This is a genomic window from Sphingobium xanthum (genome assembly GCF_019737615.1).
Taxonomy (GTDB): Bacteria; Pseudomonadota; Alphaproteobacteria; order Sphingomonadales; family Sphingomonadaceae; genus Sphingobium; species Sphingobium xanthum.
In genome coordinates this window covers 64,693-80,649 of the sequence record NZ_JAHKKS010000009.1, presented here as the reverse complement: position 1 = coordinate 80,649, position 15,957 = coordinate 64,693, and the positions used below count along the sequence as shown (strand labels likewise).

The following is a 15,957-nucleotide window of genomic DNA, read 5'->3' as shown; positions in this document are numbered from 1 at the left end:
CGCTGATCCCGGTCGGCCGCGCAAAGAAAAAAGCGCCCGGAGCATCCGAGCGCTTGCTTCTTGCCGGTCCCTCGGGAGGGCGGCGGACTTACTTGCCCTTGTTGTCCGTGCTCTTGCGGGCTTCCGGACCACCCATGGCGATCTGCTGCTCGTTGTGCGCCTTGGCTTGGGCCAGGGCCAGCTCGTAGTTCGTGCCCTCGATATAGGGCATCGGGTTCACGGCCGCGCCGGCGATGCGCACTTCATAATGGAGGTGGCTGCCGGTCGAACGGCCGGTCGAACCCATCAGGCCGATGAGCTGGCCGCGACGAACGCGCTCATTGGGCTGTGCGATCAGCTTGGACATGTGGCCGTAGCGCGTCTCGAGACCATTGCCGTGGTTGATCTCGACGAGATTGCCATAGCCATTCGCCCATTCCGCGCGCTGCACCACGCCATCGGCGGTGGCATAGATCGGCGTACCGATCGGGCCGGGAATGTCGATGCCCTGATGCATGCGGCGACGGCCGTTGAACGGGTCGGAGCGGTTACCGAAGCTGGACGTCAGCGAGATGTTCTCGACCGGCTCGCGCGAAGGAATGGAGGCCCTCGTCTTCGTCACGCTCTGCTCGGTCGCGGCTTCCATCTGCACCCAGGCAGCGAACAGCGAGGAGAATTGCGCGTCGTTGGAAGCGCCTGACTCGGCGGCCATGGCGGCGGGCGAAACGACCATGATCGTGGCCAGCGCCAGAATTTTTGCTGCGGCCTTTGCGGCCACGGCGAGCGATCGAACCATGCGGACCCCATCTTGAGCCCGTGCGATCGAGCTCCCGAAGATTTTTTGTTTCCGATACATGTGCACCGGTTGATGCTGTTCGAGCGAAGAAAAGGTTAACTCGCAAGGGGGCCGTAGAAATCGCGCGTTAAACCGGCCTCAGACCGCGCCGAGTCGTTGAACGGCGGCTTAACGGCACCGCGAAAATGCCGCCGCACAAGATTTTGGTAGCTTTTCTGCGGGTTTGCGCCGGTTCGATTCATCGACCACAAAAACCATTTCGTCCCGGCGGCGACATGGCGAATTTCGTCGTCAACGATTCGTTCGAGCATCCGGGCAGTCCGCTCATCGTCGAAACGCCTGAAACGCACGACGGTTTCCGGCGTGATGTCCAGCGCGCGGGCCTCCAGGACCATGGGCACGATGGCCAGGCGGGCCGCCACATCATGCGCCGTCTCGATCGCCGCTTCCCACAGACCGTCATGCGCCGGCAGTGCGCCGTAGCGGCTGCCCATCTCCTCCAGACGCCGCGCGAGCAGTGCGAAATGCATCGCCTCATCGGCGCCGACCCGCAGCCAGTCGTCCGCGAACGCCCGCGGGAAATCGGCGCCGAAGCGCGCGACCAGATCGAAGGCGAGGTCGATCGCGACGAACTCGATATGCGCCAGCGCATGGATCATCGCGATGCGCCCGCGTTCCGATCCGCCCTTGCGCCGGCTGGGCATGCGATTGGGCGGCAGCAGTTCCGGCTCGTCGGGCCGGCCCGGTCGCTCCGGCACATCGGCATCGAAGCGATGCGCCAGCCGTCCGAGCCGCCAGTCGCGCGCCACCTTGCGCGCCAGCATCACCTTGCCGCGCGCATCGCTGCACCGCAGCACGGCGACGCACGCTTCGCCGAGACTGGAGGCTTCAGTCACATCCATGCCTGTGCCGCCTTTGCCAGATAGAAGCCGCCGATGATGGTCACGACGATGGCGGTCCAGCGCTTGAAATTGACGTCGCTGATCCGGTCCAGCACCCAGCCGCCGCACATCGTTCCGATCATCGAGACGGGAATGGCGATGAGGAACATCCAGGCAGGCGGCATGCCCGCCGTATCGCTGCCGAGCAGCGGCGCGCCGAACACGATGATCTTGGCGAGATGGCTGAAAACCTGCGTCGCGGCCTTGGTTGCCACGATCTGGTGCCGGGTCAGCGCGGTACGCAGGAAGAAGATGTCGAGCAGCGGCCCGGCGACACCGGCGGTCAGATTGAGGCTGGTCACCAGGAATCCGGAGAGCAAGGCATGCGGCGTGCGCGCGGCATCGAGCCGGACCCAATGGCGCGGGAGCCAGACCAGCATCGGCACCAGCCCGAGCAACAGGAAGAGCAGCGGCCGGGACGGCGTGAAGCCGATCAGCGAAACGACCGCAGCTGCAACAAAAGACGCGACCGCATAATTGCGCAGGATAGCCCAATCGACGAACTCGCGATGCACCACCGCGCGCCAGCCGTTGGCGACGAGCTGCAATATGCCATGCGTCACGAATGCGGCGGAGACCGGCAGCAGCAGCGCGAGCGCGCCCATCAGGATCAGCCCGCCGGCCATGCCGAGAATGCCCGACAGGAAAGCGGTCAGGAACGCCGTGACGATGATGAGCGCACCAGCCATGTCGCGGGCGCGTTAGACGGAAATGGGCCGAGCGTCACTATGGGGCGGTGGAGGACAACGCCGATTACCCTCTCCCGTTTGGGAGAGAGGGCCAAGACGCTAATCCAGATCGAAGCCCCGCTCCCAAACGGCCTCCAGCGCCGCCAGCGCTTCGTCCGGCAGCGGTCCCATCTCCATCGCCTCGATGGCCTGATCGAGATGGTCCAGTTCGGCAAAGCCCACTTCCGTACAGGCTATGGCCGGATGGGCGAGCACAAAGCGGATCGCCGCCTGGCTGCGCGTGCCGTGCCGGGTCATGCCGCTCTCATCCAGCCCCAGCGCCGCCATGGCCGTCTGAGCACGCCGTTCCTCGATCGCGATCTCACTGTCCCCGGTCATGACGACTTCGCGGCCATGGCGCCTGTCCGTCGCCAGCACGCCCGCCGCCAGTGCGCGGATGACGACAATGCCAGTGCCGTGCGCGGCGCAGATGTCCATCAGCCCGGTGAAGTCGTGCCCCGTCCAGCGCGCCGGCATGCCCTGCCGCCCGGCACTGGGATTGAGCATATTATAATAGACGTGCGCCGCATCGAACCGGCCGGACGCGACAGCCTCGCGGCAGCAATCCGCATCGCCCGAGGCGGTCATGCCGATGAACCGGGTCAGCCCCGCATCGCGCAGCCCCTCCAGCGCTTCCGCCGCACCGCCCGGCCCCAGCAGATGGGCGAGCGACAGGCTGCGCCCGCCGGTTTCTTGCGCGAGGCTGTTGTGCAGGAAGATGACGTCCACGCTCTCCCGACCGAGGCGGGCGAGACTGGCCTCGATGCTGCGCCGCGCCTGCCCGGCAATGTCGCTGAGGTCGGCGCAGTCGAGGCCGATCTTGGTCGAGAGCGTGGGCTGGCTCGCCAGTTCCGGCAGCAGCCAGCCGAGCGCTTCCTCGGAGCGGCCTTGCCCATAGCTCGGCGCCGTATCGATCCAGTTGACGCCCGCCCGCAGCGCCCGGCCGATCGCCACGCGCCGCGTTTCGTCATCCGCATTGATGAGAATACCGCCCACCCAGCCGCCGCCGAACACGAGCTCCGAAACCTCCAGCCCGGTCCGGCCCAATATGCGCTTCTTCATCCCACCTCCGCGCAGATCAGCCCATGAGGTGCAGCGGTTAGCTTAGCGACTTGACCGCCGCCAGCACATCCGCCGCATGCCCTTTCACCTTCACCTTGGGCCAGACCTTGACGATCTTGCCCTTGGCGTCGGCGAGGAAGGTGGCGCGTTCGATGCCCATATATTTGCGGCCATAGAGGCTCTTCTCGCCCCAGGTGCCGAAGGCGTCGCACACGCTGCCGTCCTCGTCCGAGGCGAGCGTCACCGAGAGGCCATGCTTCTCGGCGAAGCGATTGAGCTTCTTGATCGGGTCTTTCGAAACCGCAATAACCGGCACGCCGAGCGCACCGAAATCGTCGATGAGTCCCGAAAAGTCGATCGCCTCGGTCGTGCAACCGGGCGTATCGGCCTTGGGATAGAAATAGACGACGAGCGGCTTGCCGCGATAGGCGGCGAGCATGAGCGGCGCCCCGTCGGCGCCGGTCAGGGTGACGTCGGGCAGCTTGTCGCCTTCGCTCAGCATCGCTTCATCCTTCCGCTTTGGCGGCCAGCGCCCGCCAGTTCTCCCCGATGATCTGCCGCGCCTCGTCGATTCCGGCAAGCAGATCCGACCAGTCCGCCGCTCCACAGGCCTTGGCGACCAGCCAGCGGCTTTCCTCGGCGGGCTCAGTCGATTGCGGCGTGACGAGGCGCGAGACGACCAGATAGCGCGTCAGCAGATCCGCCGCGGCGCGCAGCTCCGGCGCGACCAGACCTTCGACCACCAGTCTGTCCAGCGCGATATTGAGGCTCGGCGAAAAGCCCCGGCGATGCGTGAGCTGCGTCACATGAATGAAGAATTCGAGATCGACGAGCCCACCGGGCATCAGCTTCACGTCGAGCGGTCCGGCCGGCGGTTTGTGCGTCGCGATGTCGCCGCGCATCTTCACGGCCTCATGCAGCAGCGCCGCGAGATCGCGCTCCACCATCAGCGTCTGCGCAATGATCGCCTCCAGCTCACCGCGCGCCTGCACCGATCCGAACACCGGCCGTGCCCGCGTCAGCGCCAGATGCTCCCAGGTCCAGGCACTCTCGCACTGATAACGCTCGAAGCTCTCGAAGCTCACCGAGATCGGCCCCTGATTGCCCGAGGGACGCAGCCGCGTGTCGACCTCGTAGAGCGCGCCCGCCGCGGTCGGCACGGAAAGCGCATTGATCACGCGCTGGGCGAGCCGGTTGAAATAGAGCGTCGCGCCCAGCGGCCGCCGCCCGTCGGACTCGGTGTGGAAATCACCGGTGAAGAGAAAGATGAGATCGAGATCGGACGCGTGGGTCAACAACCCGCCGCCGAACCGTCCGAGCGCGAGGATGGCCAGTTCGCTCCCCGGCACCTTGCCATGCGTCCCCTCGAACTCGGCAATCGCCGCCTGCGCCAGCACCTCGACCGCCGCCTCGGCCACGCGCGCATAGCCCATGCCGACCTCGAGCGGATCGACCTCGCGACTCACGATCTGCGCGCCGAGCGCGAAGCGCCGTTCGCCGACCGCGTGGCGCACATGATCGAGAAGGCCCTGAAAATCCTCGCTCGTGTCGCGGCGCTTCATGTCCGCCACCAACGCCTGGACCGGGGGCGGCAGGTCGAGCGCGCTCTGGTCGATCAGCCCGTCGAACAGAGCCGGCCGCCGCCCAAGCGCATCGGCCAGGGTGGGCGCATGCGCCAGAATGAGCACGAGGATTTCCGCCAGCCCCGGCCGCGCGACCAGCAGGCGCAGGAAATTGACCGCGCTCGGCAGGCCCGCGATCACCTGATCCAGCTTGTTGAGCGCGGTCAGCGGCGCGGGCGCGCGCGCGATCTCGCGCATCAGGCCGGGCAGCAATTCCTCCAGCGCCTCGCGCGCCGGCGGACTGCGCAGCGCGCGCAGGCTCCCGTCACGCCAGCGGCCGATCCGCTGCACGAACGGCTCGGTTTCCTCGATGCCGATATCGGAGAGCCGCGCCGCCAGCGCCCGCTCGTCATCGGGCAGATGATGATCCGCATCATCCTCCTCGCCGACCAGCGTATCGAAGGTCAGCCCCGTCGCCTCGACATGCGGCGTCAGCGCCGCGAGCAGTGCCGCACCATCCGCCAGCCCCTCCAGCTTCGCGACATTGTCCATCGCGCCCGGATCGCCCGGCAGGCTGTGCGTCTGCCTGTCGTCGACCATCTGCAGCCGATGCTCGATCGTGCGCAGCATCACATAGGCGGCATCCAGTTGCGCCACGATGTCCGGTGCGATCAGCCCGGTCTCGCTCAATATCTTCAGCGCATCGCGCGTCGCCGGTGCGCGCAGGTCCGGATTGCGGCCGCCATGGATGAGCTGATGCGCCTGCGCGAAGAACTCGACTTCGCGAATGCCGCCCCGCCCGCGCTTCAGGTCATAGCCCGGGCCGAAGCGCTGGCCGCTGGCATAATGCGCGCGGATGCGGCGCGAGACGTCGCTGATCGCCCGGATCGCGCCGAAATCGAGACTGCGCCGCCAGACGAACGGCCGGATCGCCGCGAGGAAGCTCTTGCCGAGCGCCACGTCGCCCGCCGCCGCCCGCGCGCGGATGAACGCCGCCTGCTCCCAGCCGACCGCCGCGCTCTCATAGTAAGAGATCGCCGCATCGACCGGCAGGATGATCGGCGAGACCTCGGGCGAGGGTCGCAGCCGCAGATCGACCCGGAACACATAGCCGTCGCCCGTCCGCTCCGAGAGCAGCGAGACCATCCGTCGCGCGACGCGCAGCGCCGCTTCCTGCGGCTCCTCCTTCGCGCGCGTCGGCATCGTCTCGGGATCGAAGATCAGGATCGGGTCGATATCGGAGCTGTAATTAAGCTCGCCGCTGCCATGCTTGCCGAGCGCGATCACCGCGATGCCGCGCGGCGTCTCATCCGGATAGCGCTCGGCAAAGGCCGCGGTCAGCGCCGTATCGATCGCCTCGTCGGCAAAGTCCGTGAGGCTCTGGGTGACCGTGTCGAGATCCCAGACGCCCGACAGATCGGCAATCGCCGCCACCAGCGCCACCGCGCTGCGCCGCACCCGCAGCCGCCGCTCGATCGGCTCGCCGGGCACCAGCGCGCGTGCCGCCGTCCAGGCCTGCTCAATCTCCCCCGCCTCCAGCAGTGTAACAAGATCGGGATAGGCATCGATCTGGCGTGCGAGGAAGGGCGAATGCTGCCGGGCGCGGTTGAGTGCGTCGTTCATCCTCTTTCCCTAAACCGCCCCTCGGAGCGAAACAAAACGACTGGCTAAAACGCCTTCGACGCATAATCCCGGCGAAACCCATCCGCGAACGCCGTCAGCCGCCCCTCGCTGATCGCGCCGCGCAGCCCCGCCATCAGCGCCTGATAGAAATGCAGATTATGCTGCGTCATCAGCATCGCGCCCAGCATCTCGCCCGCCTTCACCAGATGGTGCAGATAGGCGCGGCTCACGCTCCCGCAGACCGGGCAGGTGCAGCGCGCATCGAGCGGCACCTGATCCTGCGCGAAGCGCGCATTGCGGATGTTGAGCGGGCCATTCCAGGTGAACGCCTGCCCGTTGCGGCCCGATCGCGTCGGCAGCACGCAATCGAACATGTCGATGCCCCGCTCGACCGCGCCGACGATATCGTCCGGCTTGCCGACGCCCATCAGATAGCGCGGCGTCTCGACCGGCAGAGGCCCGGTGCAATGATCGAGGCAGGCGAACATCGCCTCCTGCCCCTCGCCCACGGCCAGCCCGCCGACCGCATAGCCATCGAAGCCGATGTCGACGAGCGCCTGCCCGCTTTCCTTGCGCAGCGCCTCGTCCAGCGCGCCCTGCTGGATGCCGAACAGGGCCGCCCGCTCCGCATGCGCTCCGCCGGCATCGAAGCCCTCGCGCGAACGCTGCGCCCAGCGCATCGATCGCTCCATGGCCCGCGCCTGCTCGTCGCGACTGGTGGTCGTCGGCACCAGCTCGTCGAAGCACATGACGATGTCGCTGCCGAGCAGCCGCTGGATCTCCATCGATCGCTCGGGACTCAGCATGTGCCGCGATCCGTCGATATGGCTGGCGAAGGCGACGCCTTCCTCGGTGACCTTGGTCAGCGCGGAGAGGCTCATCACCTGATAGCCGCCGCTGTCGGTCAGCATCGGCCGCTCCCAGCCGGAGAAGGCATGCACGCCGCCCAGCGCCGCCACCCGCTCCGCGCCGGGGCGCAGCATCAAATGATAGGTATTGCCCAGGATGATGTCCGCGCCGCTCGCGCGCACTTCGGCCGGGCGCATCGCCTTCACCGTCGCCGCCGTGCCGACGGGCATGAAGGCGGGCGTGCGGATCGTGCCGCGCATCATCGCGATCTTGCCAGCGCGCGCCTTGCCGTCCGTCGCATGCACGGCGAAGGCGAAGCGCGTGCTGCCGGGATCGGCGGGCACACGGAACGTGGAGCGGGGGGCGTCTTGGCTCATCACGTGTGCCATAACGCCATGCGCCGCGAAGAAAAGGGCGAGGCATCCCACAACGCCTCGCCCAAGGATGTCCGGAGCCGCGCCGGGTCGGAAGCGGCACGGTCCCGGATATGTCCCCGGCACCCGCCGGGAAGGCGCTCAGTTCGAGACGGGCGTGACCACCATGATCTTCTGGTCGAACACCGAATAGCTGTAGATCGTCGTGCCGGATGCATAGCTGGAGCAATAGACGCCGCCCCCGCCGATCCGGCCCTTGAGGATGCCGGCCGCGGCCGTCTGCGACGAGCTCAGATTGCCCTTGCTGATCCAGTTGCGCCGCGTGCTGGTCGTCAGATGGACCGCCTCGCCGGTGGAGAGGAAGATCTCGCCGCCGCTGATGCAGAAGCGCCCGCCGATCCCGGCCAGCGGATCGACGACGTTCGACACCACGCTGTTGATGGTGCCGCCATCGACGCGATAGATCTTGGAACCCTGCGCAAAGTAGAGCTTGCCGTCGACCCAGACCATGTCGGTGATCGATCCGGCTTCCGGCAGGGTCCAGCTGCGCTCCAGCTTCGCCGCGCTGTAGACGAGCAGCCTGTTGTCGGCGCCGATATACAGCTCCGGATCGCTCGGGTGCGACAGCATGATGCTGGTGCTGACGGGCGCATGCGGCGTCGCTGCGGTAGTGAAGCGATCCGATATCGTGTTCGGCTTGGAATAGGCGCCGTCGTCCTGATAGATTTTGTGGCCATTGCCTTCGCTGATGGTGCTGGGCTGATACCACAGAACCCAGGGGCGCGAGGCGACTGTGCCACTGCGAGCGCCCGCAGCCACAAAGTCGATTCCATAATTGCCGAAATAAGCCTCGTCGGCCTGGATCGAGGCGCCGCCATTATTGACCGTATGATGGCCCCAACGCTCATAATCCTTCCGGTCGCCCGCCGGCCCCGCCCAGTAGAAGGCCACGCCGCTGCGCGTTTCGGAATAGATGTTGCTCGGCGCATAGTCGGTGATGCCGCCACCCGGATTGGGCGTCGCGACATACCAGGCGTCGCTGAACGCGGGCGTGCCGCGCAGCTTGATGACGGTGTCCGCCTTGCTGTCATTGTCGTAGTCGACCTTCATGTACAGGCCAGTGTTCGTCACCTTGAAGCTCTGCACCGAATCGGCCGTGCTGACGCCGGGGATGGCGCCCTCGTCCACCGAGGCGATCTGCCCGGCGCCCGAGGGCGTGGGCGTTGGTGACGGCGTGGGCTTTGCGCTGGGCGCGGGCGTCGGGCTCGGCGTCGGCGTCGGCGTGGGAAGGACGACGGCGCCGCCGCCCGCGCTGCCCCCGCCATCGCTACCCCCGCAGGCAGTCAGGAGCGCGATCAGCGCGCTGCTCGTGGCCAGCCGCAGGATCGCGCGATTATGACGTGAATTCAGATGTGTAGTCGATAGGAAATGCATTGTTTACCTCTCGGGTCCCCGACGGGCGGGCCTAGGAGGGGCGAGCGGGGTGGTCATCCCCCACGAGGGGGATAAGGAACGGCTGCCCTATTCCGGGACAGACGGGTCGGAGAGGGAAATTCCGGGACCGGCGCCACCAATTGCCGATCCGTGCATTGCCGGAACATGAAACTCCAGATCGATGTCGCGCTCGATTATGCGCTGCCCGGAACGACCGACCTCCTCCTCCAGATCGAGGCGGCGCACCTGCCTGAGCAATCAGTCAGCAACGCGGCCCTGGACCTCAGCCCCTGCGAGCATTTCGCCCGCGTGCCCGCGCAGGACAGCATCGGCGAGCGCATCTTCCTGCGCACTCAGGGACAGTTCACCGCATCCTATCGCGCAACCGTGGATATCCAGCGGGTGCTGGCCGACCTGAGCACGCTCGCTGCGCTTCCGCCGCATCTGCTCCCCGGCGAGACCGTGCCCTATCTGCTCGACAGCTGCTATTGCCCGGCCAACCAGTTCCGCAGCTATGTCGCCGCCGAATTCGGCGCCTATGAGGGCGGCGCACGGATCGCCGCGCTGCGCGACTTCATCCGCGAGAGCTTCACCTACGCGCCCGGGTCCAGCAATTCCGAGACGACGGCGCTCGAGACCTTCGTGCGACGCCAGGGCGTGTGCCGCGACTATGCGCATATGCTGATCACCCTCGCCCGCGCCTCGGCCATCCCCGCGCGCTTTGCCAGCGTCTATGCCCTCGGCGTGGAGCCACCGGATTTCCATGCCGTCGCCGAAGTGTTTCTGGACGGGTCCTGGCAGCTGGTCGATCCGACCGGCATGACGGACGAAGGCGCGACCGCGAAGATCGGCATCGGGCGCGACGCCGCCGATGTGGCGTTCCTGACCTCCTTCGGCCCGGTAGAGATGATCAGCCAGAGCGTGAGTGTGGAGCCGGCCCGGCAACTCGCCGCCTGAACGCCGCGGCGACGTTGCAATCGGTCATGGCCGCGTTCTAATAGGCCCATGCCCAGACTGCTTCACGAATATTGGGAAAGCGACGAGGGCTATAGCGACTTCGGCCCCGTCAGCGAGGAGAAGGACCGGCTCCGGCCGAGCTTCACGCCCCATGCGCGCCTCGTCTTCAGCGTGCGCGCGGCGTCCTGGGCCGAGGCGATGCAGCTTTACAACAAGCACATGGGCTTTGGGGACTATGTCGTTCCGGACGGCACCCCGTCGCCCGTCTATACCAGCCAGGAAGCGGCCGAGCAGAAAGCCTATCTGAAGGTTCGCCCGCCCTTTGCGGAGGGTTGAGCTCTCGAATGCCGGGTTAGATGCCAAATGGGAGGGTCGCCGCCGCCCCGACGCTTCGCTTAGCGATTGGCGACGACGTGCGCTTTCAGCCTTGTGCCCAGCGGCCCGAAGGCGGAAAGGCGGCTGTAACGGCCGATGAAGCGCAGCGCGTCCGAAGACGCTTCCACGGGCAGCAGCGAGCCGTCCGCGAGGCGGAGGGCGAGCGTGACGCGATCGGTGGACTTGAGTCTGCGTGCCATGATCGCCAATGATAGGGCGCAGGCGTTAAGAAGCTGTTCCCGAACGGAGAGGCAACCAAAGCCGCACCCAACCGTTGCTGGGGATATATGATCCGCATTCTGTCTGCGCTCGTCGCTTCGCCCCTCGTCTTCGTCGCCACGGCAGCGCTCGCGCAGGATGCGCCTCCCCCGCCCGATCCGCTCTCGCAGAGCGCCGACGCGCCCGCCGCGCCGACCGTGTTCGACGGGGATTATCTGACCATCGGCGCCGGTCTCGCGTTCGGGCCGGGCTATGAGGGATCGGACAGCTACGTGGCCTTTCCGGTCGCCGGGCTGCAGGGGCGCCTCGCGGGCTTCACCATCTCGCCGCGCCCGGCCGGCCTCGCGCTCGATCTGATCAACGAGCCGCGCGACAGCAGGATTTCCTTCAATTTGGGCCCGGTCGCCCGTGGGCGGTTCGACCGGACGAAGCAGATCAGGGACCCCGCGGTCATCGCGCTCGGCAAGAAGGATACCGCCGTCGAGGTCGGCGGCACCGCCGGCTTCAGCATCAACCGGATCACCAATCCCTATGACAGCCTGTCGTTCGGCGTGGATGTGCGCAAGGACGTAGCCGGCGCGCATCGGGGCACGATCGTCCAGCCGACCGTCACTTTCCTGACGCCGCTCGCCACCTCGTTCGCGGTCGCGCTCAACGTCTCGGCCGACCACGTCGACAGCAGCTATGCGCATTATTATTTCGACGTGACGCCGGCCGGCGCCATTGCCTCCGGACTGCCCGCCTATACGGCCCGCGCCGGCTGGAAGTCCGCGAGCACCTCGCTGATCACCTTCTACGATCTCGACGGCAATCTCGCCAATGGCGGCTTCGCGCTCGTCGGCGGCCTCTCCTATTCGCGCCTGCTCGGCAATTTCGCCCGCTCGCCGATCGTGTCGCTGCGGGGATCGAAGGACCAGTTCCTGCTCGGCGCCGGCATCGCCTTCACCTTCTGACGCAAACAAGGCGTCCCGCCGCCGAACACCGGGCGGGATGCGGACCTTGCTGTCTCCCGCATGCCGGAGAGGGGAATTGGCCACCCACGCCGCAGCAACGGGCTAGCAAGCCTTCCCCCCATGCGCTAAGGAGACACCTTCCCCGGGGAGCCTGCGCAGGCTGAGAGGTGGGCGTCGCGCCCCACGACCCGTCGAACCTGAACCGGCTCGTACCGGCGGAGGGAGTGGAGCGGGCCACCGGTCAAACGTCGCCCCCGCCAGCCTTTCTCCGTTCCGCGCCCCGTGCCGCACGTGAGGAGGAGCCGAGCATGAACACCTTGTCGCCGCTGACGCTCTATCTCGCGCAGGCGATCGGCCTTTACATGATCCTCGCCGGCCTCTCCGGCCTCGCGAAGCCGGACCGCTGGCGCCAGATGATGGACGAGTTCGCCGCCTCCGCCGCGCTCACCATGATGACAGGCGTGGTCGTCTTCGCGCTCGGCGTCACGCTCGTCTATGTCCATGGCTTCCTCACCGACCCGCTAGCGATCCTCGTCACCGCTGTCGGCTGGATCGCGCTCATCGAGGGCGCGCTGTTCATGGTCGTGCCGCATCTGCTGCTGCGCATCGGCTTCTGGTCGCTCAGGTTCACTCGCATCTGGGCGATCGTCTCGATCCTGCTCGGCATCCTTCTCGGCTTCGCGGGCCTCACCGGCACTGCGGGCTATCATGATATCGTCTGAAGAAAGGTCCCCCTCCCATGGCTGACATCCCCGCGCGCACTGAAGGCCTCCACGCGGGAGGCGCCGTTAGCGTCACCACCGGCCCGATCCGTGGCAGCCGCAAGGTGCATGTCGCCGCCAAGTCCGGCAGCGGCATCCGCGTCGCCATGCGCGAGATCGACCTGGAGCCGTCGAGCGGCGAGCCCAGCATCCGCGTCTACGACACGTCCGGGCCTTACACGGACCCCAATGCCCAGATCGACATCATGGCCGGCCTCCCCGCGCTCCGCCGCGACTGGATCCTGGCGCGCGGCGATGTCGAGGATTATGCCGCCCGCGCCATCAAGCCCGAGGATAACGGCCAGCTCGGCCCGGATCGCAGCGGCGGCGTCCGCCCCTTCCCCAATGTCGTCCAGCGCCCCCTGCGTGCGAAGCCCGGCATGAACGTCAGCCAGATGCACTATGCCCGCCGCGGCATCATCACGCCCGAGATGGAATATGTCGCCGAGCGCGAGAATCTCGGCCGCGAGCGCCTCGCCTCCTATGTACGCGACGGCGAGAGCTTCGGCGCCTCCATCCCAGACTATGTCACGCCCGAGTTCGTCCGCGATGAAGTCGCCCGCGGCCGCGCCATCATCCCCTCGAACATCAACCACCCGGAATCCGAGCCGATGGCGATCGGCCGCAATTTCCTGGTGAAGATCAACGCCAATATCGGCAACAGCGCCGTCGCGTCGGACGTCGCCAGCGAAGTCGACAAGATGGTCTGGTCGATCCGCTGGGGCGCCGACACGGTCATGGACCTCTCCACCGGCCGCAACATCCATGACACGCGCGAGTGGATCATCCGCAATTCGCCCGTGCCGATCGGCACCGTCCCCATCTATCAGGCGCTGGAGAAGGTCGGCGGCATTGCCGAGGAACTGACCTGGGAGATCTTCCGCGACACGCTCATCGAGCAGGCCGAGCAGGGCGTCGACTATTTCACCATCCATGCCGGCGTGCGCCTCGGCTACATCCCGATGGCGGCCAAGCGCGTCACCGGCATCGTCTCGCGCGGCGGATCGATCATGGCGAAATGGTGCCTCGCGCACCACAAGGAGAGCTTCCTCTACGAGCATTTCGACGAGATCACGCAGATCATGAAGGCCTATGACATCGCCTATTCGCTGGGCGACGGCCTGCGCCCCGGCTCCATCGCCGACGCGAATGACGAGGCGCAATTCTCCGAGCTCTACACGCTGGGCGAACTCACCCACCGCGCATGGAAGGAAGACGTGCAGGTGATGATCGAAGGGCCGGGCCATGTGCCCATGCACAAGATCAAGGAGAATATGGAGAAGCAGCTGCAGGTGTGCGGCGAGGCGCCTTTCTATACGCTTGGCCCGCTCACCACCGACATCGCGCCCGGCTATGACCATATCACCAGCGGCATCGGCGCCGCCCAGATCGGCTGGTACGGCACGGCGATGCTCTGCTATGTCACGCCCAAGGAGCATCTCGGCCTGCCCGACCGCGACGACGTCAAGGTCGGCGTCGTCACCTACAAGCTCGCCGCCCACGCCGCCGATCTCGCCAAGGGGCACCCGGCGGCGCAGGTCCGCGACAATGCCCTCTCAAAGGCCCGCTTCGAATTCCGCTGGCGCGACCAGTTCAACCTGTCGCTCGATCCCGACACCGCCGAGCAATATCACGACCAGACCCTCCCGGCCGAAGGCGCCAAGACCGCGCATTTCTGCTCCATGTGCGGGCCGAAATTCTGCTCGATGCAGATCAGCCAGGAGGTGCGGGATTTCGCCAACAAGCAGAATCAGGGCGTGGAGGGCTTCATCGCCACCGGGCCGACGGGCGCGGAGACGGCGGCTGCGAGCAAGGCTGCGGCGCTGAAGGGGATGGAAGAGATGAGCAAGGTGTTCAAGGAGACGGGCAGCGAGCTGTATATGGGCGCTGGTGGTCGGGAGCGGGATTGAGGCCGCAGAATGAACGTAGTTTTCAAATTTTTTTGGTTCAAAGTTTAGATCATTAGAAATCTAAATATGGCGACACCCGGTTTACCAGTAAGGCCTTTAAACGGCCAGAAGGCGCTTCTAGACGCCTTCCGTGCATTAAGATACTGGAGGAGAGTTCGTTACTTCGTGTGGCATTGGAACGCAGGCTTGATACGACTAAGTTTATCTGGTCGTATTTTCGCGCATCTTCTTCGAGTTCGAAGGGTATCGGCCTTTCTTCTTCCGGAAGGAAGATCCGTCCTTTGTAGGTATTGATATTGTAGCTTGAAACCAGCCCGTTGTGTTGAACAATTTCTTCTCTGCGAATCGTCTTTGAAATGTATTCGTAAGTAACTAAAGACATTTCCGGGCCAACCTGATGTTGGCCGCGATAGTCTATGGAGTATATTTTAGCGGAATTTGCTGACCTTGATGCCACCACGGGTCGATGCATATCGATAATACTATTTTCAATTTTTTCTGTTAAACTGTCTAATTTCTCGGGCGTTATCTTCTTTTTTTGTAATTCTTCTTGATACGATTGATAGAGGCTTTTGCTGTAATCGACATGGAAGCCAAGACTATTGGCTATAACGTAGTCGTAGATTGAGTGCAGCAAGTGCCCGAGCGGACTGTCTTTATTTGCAGTACCGGCTATCCACGCAGCACCGACGATGCTGGCAATGACTTCCCAAGAACCTGGAGAAGGCGTAGTTGCTAATATCTCCGCGTTCTTCAAAGAGGGTGCTTGAGTTATAATTTCGCCATTCAGAACCAAATGAGTGGTCAGAGCTAAAGATCGCTGGAATCCGACCATCGCGCGGGAGGCGTCATAAAAATCAAGCACATGGTTGTCGGAAAGACTACCCTCAAATTTGAGCTTTATGTCAGTCATAACACCCCCCAAAACAATGATCAATTTATAAGCGTAACGTGATCTCGACTTGGTTGAGATTTACACCATAGACCTTTGCAACAAGGCGTCGGCAGTCGTCCACAACGGCCGTAGGTTCCATATCTGCTGGCCCATCGACTTCGAAATCTTCTTCGGTTTCACGTCCGGTCAGATCACTTGCATTAACGCCCAGTACGCGAGCAATTTCAATCATCATGTCAGTGCGAGGAACTACTCCGTTTTCTTCCCAATTATGAACCGCGGTTGGAGTTACACCGACCTGACGAGAGAATTCGGACTTCGATACCCCAAGCGCTTCGCGTTGGCTGCGTATCCGGTAGCCTAGTCTGTTACGCTCTTTCATAGTTACCTCCTCTGATTCACCAGAGTGCAATATACAAGTTTAAACTTTAAATCAGGTTTGTTTTGCTTTTGAATGCCTTTGGATCAGATCGTTGAGCTTAGCAGCCAATCTCGAGCCCGCCGCCACCCATCCCCTATGACCCTGCCGACTATCGCTG

17 protein-coding genes and 1 riboswitch are annotated in these 15,957 nt (G+C 64.8%); of the genes, 6 read left to right on the top strand and 11 right to left on the bottom strand.

The features are described 5' to 3' along the window. Nucleotides 1-88: 88 nt before the first annotated feature. The 8 genes from KM135_RS14740 to KM135_RS14705 form a co-directional block, all read right to left on the bottom strand. Nucleotides 89-775, bottom strand: a complete 687-nt coding sequence (locus KM135_RS14740; RefSeq protein WP_343228205.1) for a M23 family metallopeptidase — start codon at nucleotides 773-775, stop codon at nucleotides 89-91. 95 nt (nucleotides 776-870) lie between these two features. Next, nucleotides 871-1,677, bottom strand: coding sequence for a ferritin-like domain-containing protein (locus tag KM135_RS14735; protein WP_221714912.1), 807 nt, complete (start codon nucleotides 1,675-1,677; stop codon nucleotides 871-873). Next, entirely contained in the window at nucleotides 1,668-2,405 is a 738-nt protein-coding gene (locus KM135_RS14730) for a sulfite exporter TauE/SafE family protein (protein ID WP_221714789.1), read from the bottom strand. Before KM135_RS14730 ends, KM135_RS14735 begins: the two co-directional genes overlap by 10 nt. Before the next feature lie 99 nt (nucleotides 2,406-2,504). After that, nucleotides 2,505-3,506, bottom strand: a complete 1,002-nt coding sequence (locus KM135_RS14725) for an aldo/keto reductase (protein ID WP_221714788.1) — start codon at nucleotides 3,504-3,506, stop codon at nucleotides 2,505-2,507. Between the two features lie 37 nt (nucleotides 3,507-3,543). Further along, on the bottom strand, nucleotides 3,544-4,008 hold the full coding sequence (bcp, locus tag KM135_RS14720) for a thioredoxin-dependent thiol peroxidase (RefSeq protein ID WP_221714787.1): 465 nt from the start codon (nucleotides 4,006-4,008) through the stop codon (nucleotides 3,544-3,546). A gap of 4 nt (nucleotides 4,009-4,012) precedes the next feature. Continuing rightward, nucleotides 4,013-6,691: a bifunctional [glutamine synthetase] adenylyltransferase/[glutamine synthetase]-adenylyl-L-tyrosine phosphorylase gene (locus tag KM135_RS14715; RefSeq protein ID WP_221714786.1), complete on the bottom strand. Its 2,679-nt coding sequence runs from the start codon at nucleotides 6,689-6,691 to the stop codon at nucleotides 4,013-4,015. A gap of 44 nt (nucleotides 6,692-6,735) precedes the next feature. Next, on the bottom strand, nucleotides 6,736-7,917 hold the full coding sequence (gene tgt / locus KM135_RS14710) for a tRNA guanosine(34) transglycosylase Tgt (RefSeq protein WP_221714785.1): 1,182 nt from the start codon (nucleotides 7,915-7,917) through the stop codon (nucleotides 6,736-6,738). Between the two features lie 138 nt (nucleotides 7,918-8,055). Next, nucleotides 8,056-9,024 carry a hypothetical protein gene (locus KM135_RS14705; protein ID WP_221714784.1) on the bottom strand — a complete coding sequence of 323 codons (969 nt, stop codon included), beginning with the start codon at nucleotides 9,022-9,024 and terminating at the stop codon, nucleotides 8,056-8,058. On the opposite strand from KM135_RS14705, the gene KM135_RS14700 reads away from it, so the two are divergent. The 3 genes from KM135_RS14700 to KM135_RS14690 all read left to right on the top strand — a co-directional run bounded on the left by KM135_RS14700 (nucleotide 9,023) and on the right by KM135_RS14690 (nucleotide 10,641). Further along, nucleotides 9,023-9,313 (top strand): hypothetical protein, encoded by a 291-nt coding sequence (locus KM135_RS14700; RefSeq protein WP_221714783.1) that lies wholly within the window; start codon nucleotides 9,023-9,025, stop codon nucleotides 9,311-9,313. The two genes, KM135_RS14705 and KM135_RS14700, sit on opposite strands and share 2 nt — an antisense overlap. Before the next feature lie 200 nt (nucleotides 9,314-9,513). Continuing rightward, complete coding sequence (locus KM135_RS14695; RefSeq protein ID WP_221714782.1) at nucleotides 9,514-10,305, top strand: transglutaminase-like domain-containing protein; 792 nt, start codon at nucleotides 9,514-9,516, stop codon at nucleotides 10,303-10,305. 48 nt (nucleotides 10,306-10,353) lie between these two features. Further along, nucleotides 10,354-10,641: a hypothetical protein gene (locus KM135_RS14690; protein ID WP_221714781.1), complete on the top strand. Its 288-nt coding sequence runs from the start codon at nucleotides 10,354-10,356 to the stop codon at nucleotides 10,639-10,641. A gap of 59 nt (nucleotides 10,642-10,700) precedes the next feature. Here the strand turns inward: KM135_RS14690 and KM135_RS14685 are convergent, their stop codons facing one another. Beyond that, nucleotides 10,701-10,880 (bottom strand): hypothetical protein, encoded by a 180-nt coding sequence (locus tag KM135_RS14685; protein ID WP_221714780.1) that lies wholly within the window; start codon nucleotides 10,878-10,880, stop codon nucleotides 10,701-10,703. A gap of 87 nt (nucleotides 10,881-10,967) precedes the next feature. Between KM135_RS14685 and KM135_RS14680 the strand changes: the two genes are divergently transcribed. The 3 genes from KM135_RS14680 (at nucleotide 10,968) to thiC (ending at nucleotide 14,523) form a co-directional block, all read left to right on the top strand. Further along, the gene (locus tag KM135_RS14680; protein ID WP_221714779.1) at nucleotides 10,968-11,852 is read left to right on the top strand and encodes a MipA/OmpV family protein; all 885 of its coding nucleotides are present in this window, start codon (nucleotides 10,968-10,970) and stop codon (nucleotides 11,850-11,852) included. A 133-nt stretch (nucleotides 11,853-11,985) separates the two neighbouring features. Next, nucleotides 11,986-12,094: riboswitch (TPP riboswitch) on the top strand. 66 nt (nucleotides 12,095-12,160) lie between these two features. Continuing rightward, entirely contained in the window at nucleotides 12,161-12,574 is a 414-nt protein-coding gene (locus KM135_RS14675; protein ID WP_221714778.1) for a DUF2065 family protein, read from the top strand. Nucleotides 12,575-12,591: 17 nt separating this feature from the next. Beyond that, on the top strand, nucleotides 12,592-14,523 hold the full coding sequence (gene thiC / locus KM135_RS14670; RefSeq protein ID WP_246606154.1) for a phosphomethylpyrimidine synthase ThiC: 1,932 nt from the start codon (nucleotides 12,592-12,594) through the stop codon (nucleotides 14,521-14,523). Between the two features lie 52 nt (nucleotides 14,524-14,575). Here thiC and KM135_RS14665 read toward each other — a convergent pair whose 3' ends face one another. Further along, entirely contained in the window at nucleotides 14,576-15,436 is an 861-nt protein-coding gene (locus KM135_RS14665; protein WP_221714777.1) for a DUF7946 domain-containing protein, read from the bottom strand. 25 nt (nucleotides 15,437-15,461) lie between these two features. Further along, nucleotides 15,462-15,800 carry a helix-turn-helix domain-containing protein gene (locus tag KM135_RS14660; protein ID WP_221714776.1) on the bottom strand — a complete coding sequence of 113 codons (339 nt, stop codon included), beginning with the start codon at nucleotides 15,798-15,800 and terminating at the stop codon, nucleotides 15,462-15,464. Nucleotides 15,801-15,957 lie beyond the last annotated feature (157 nt).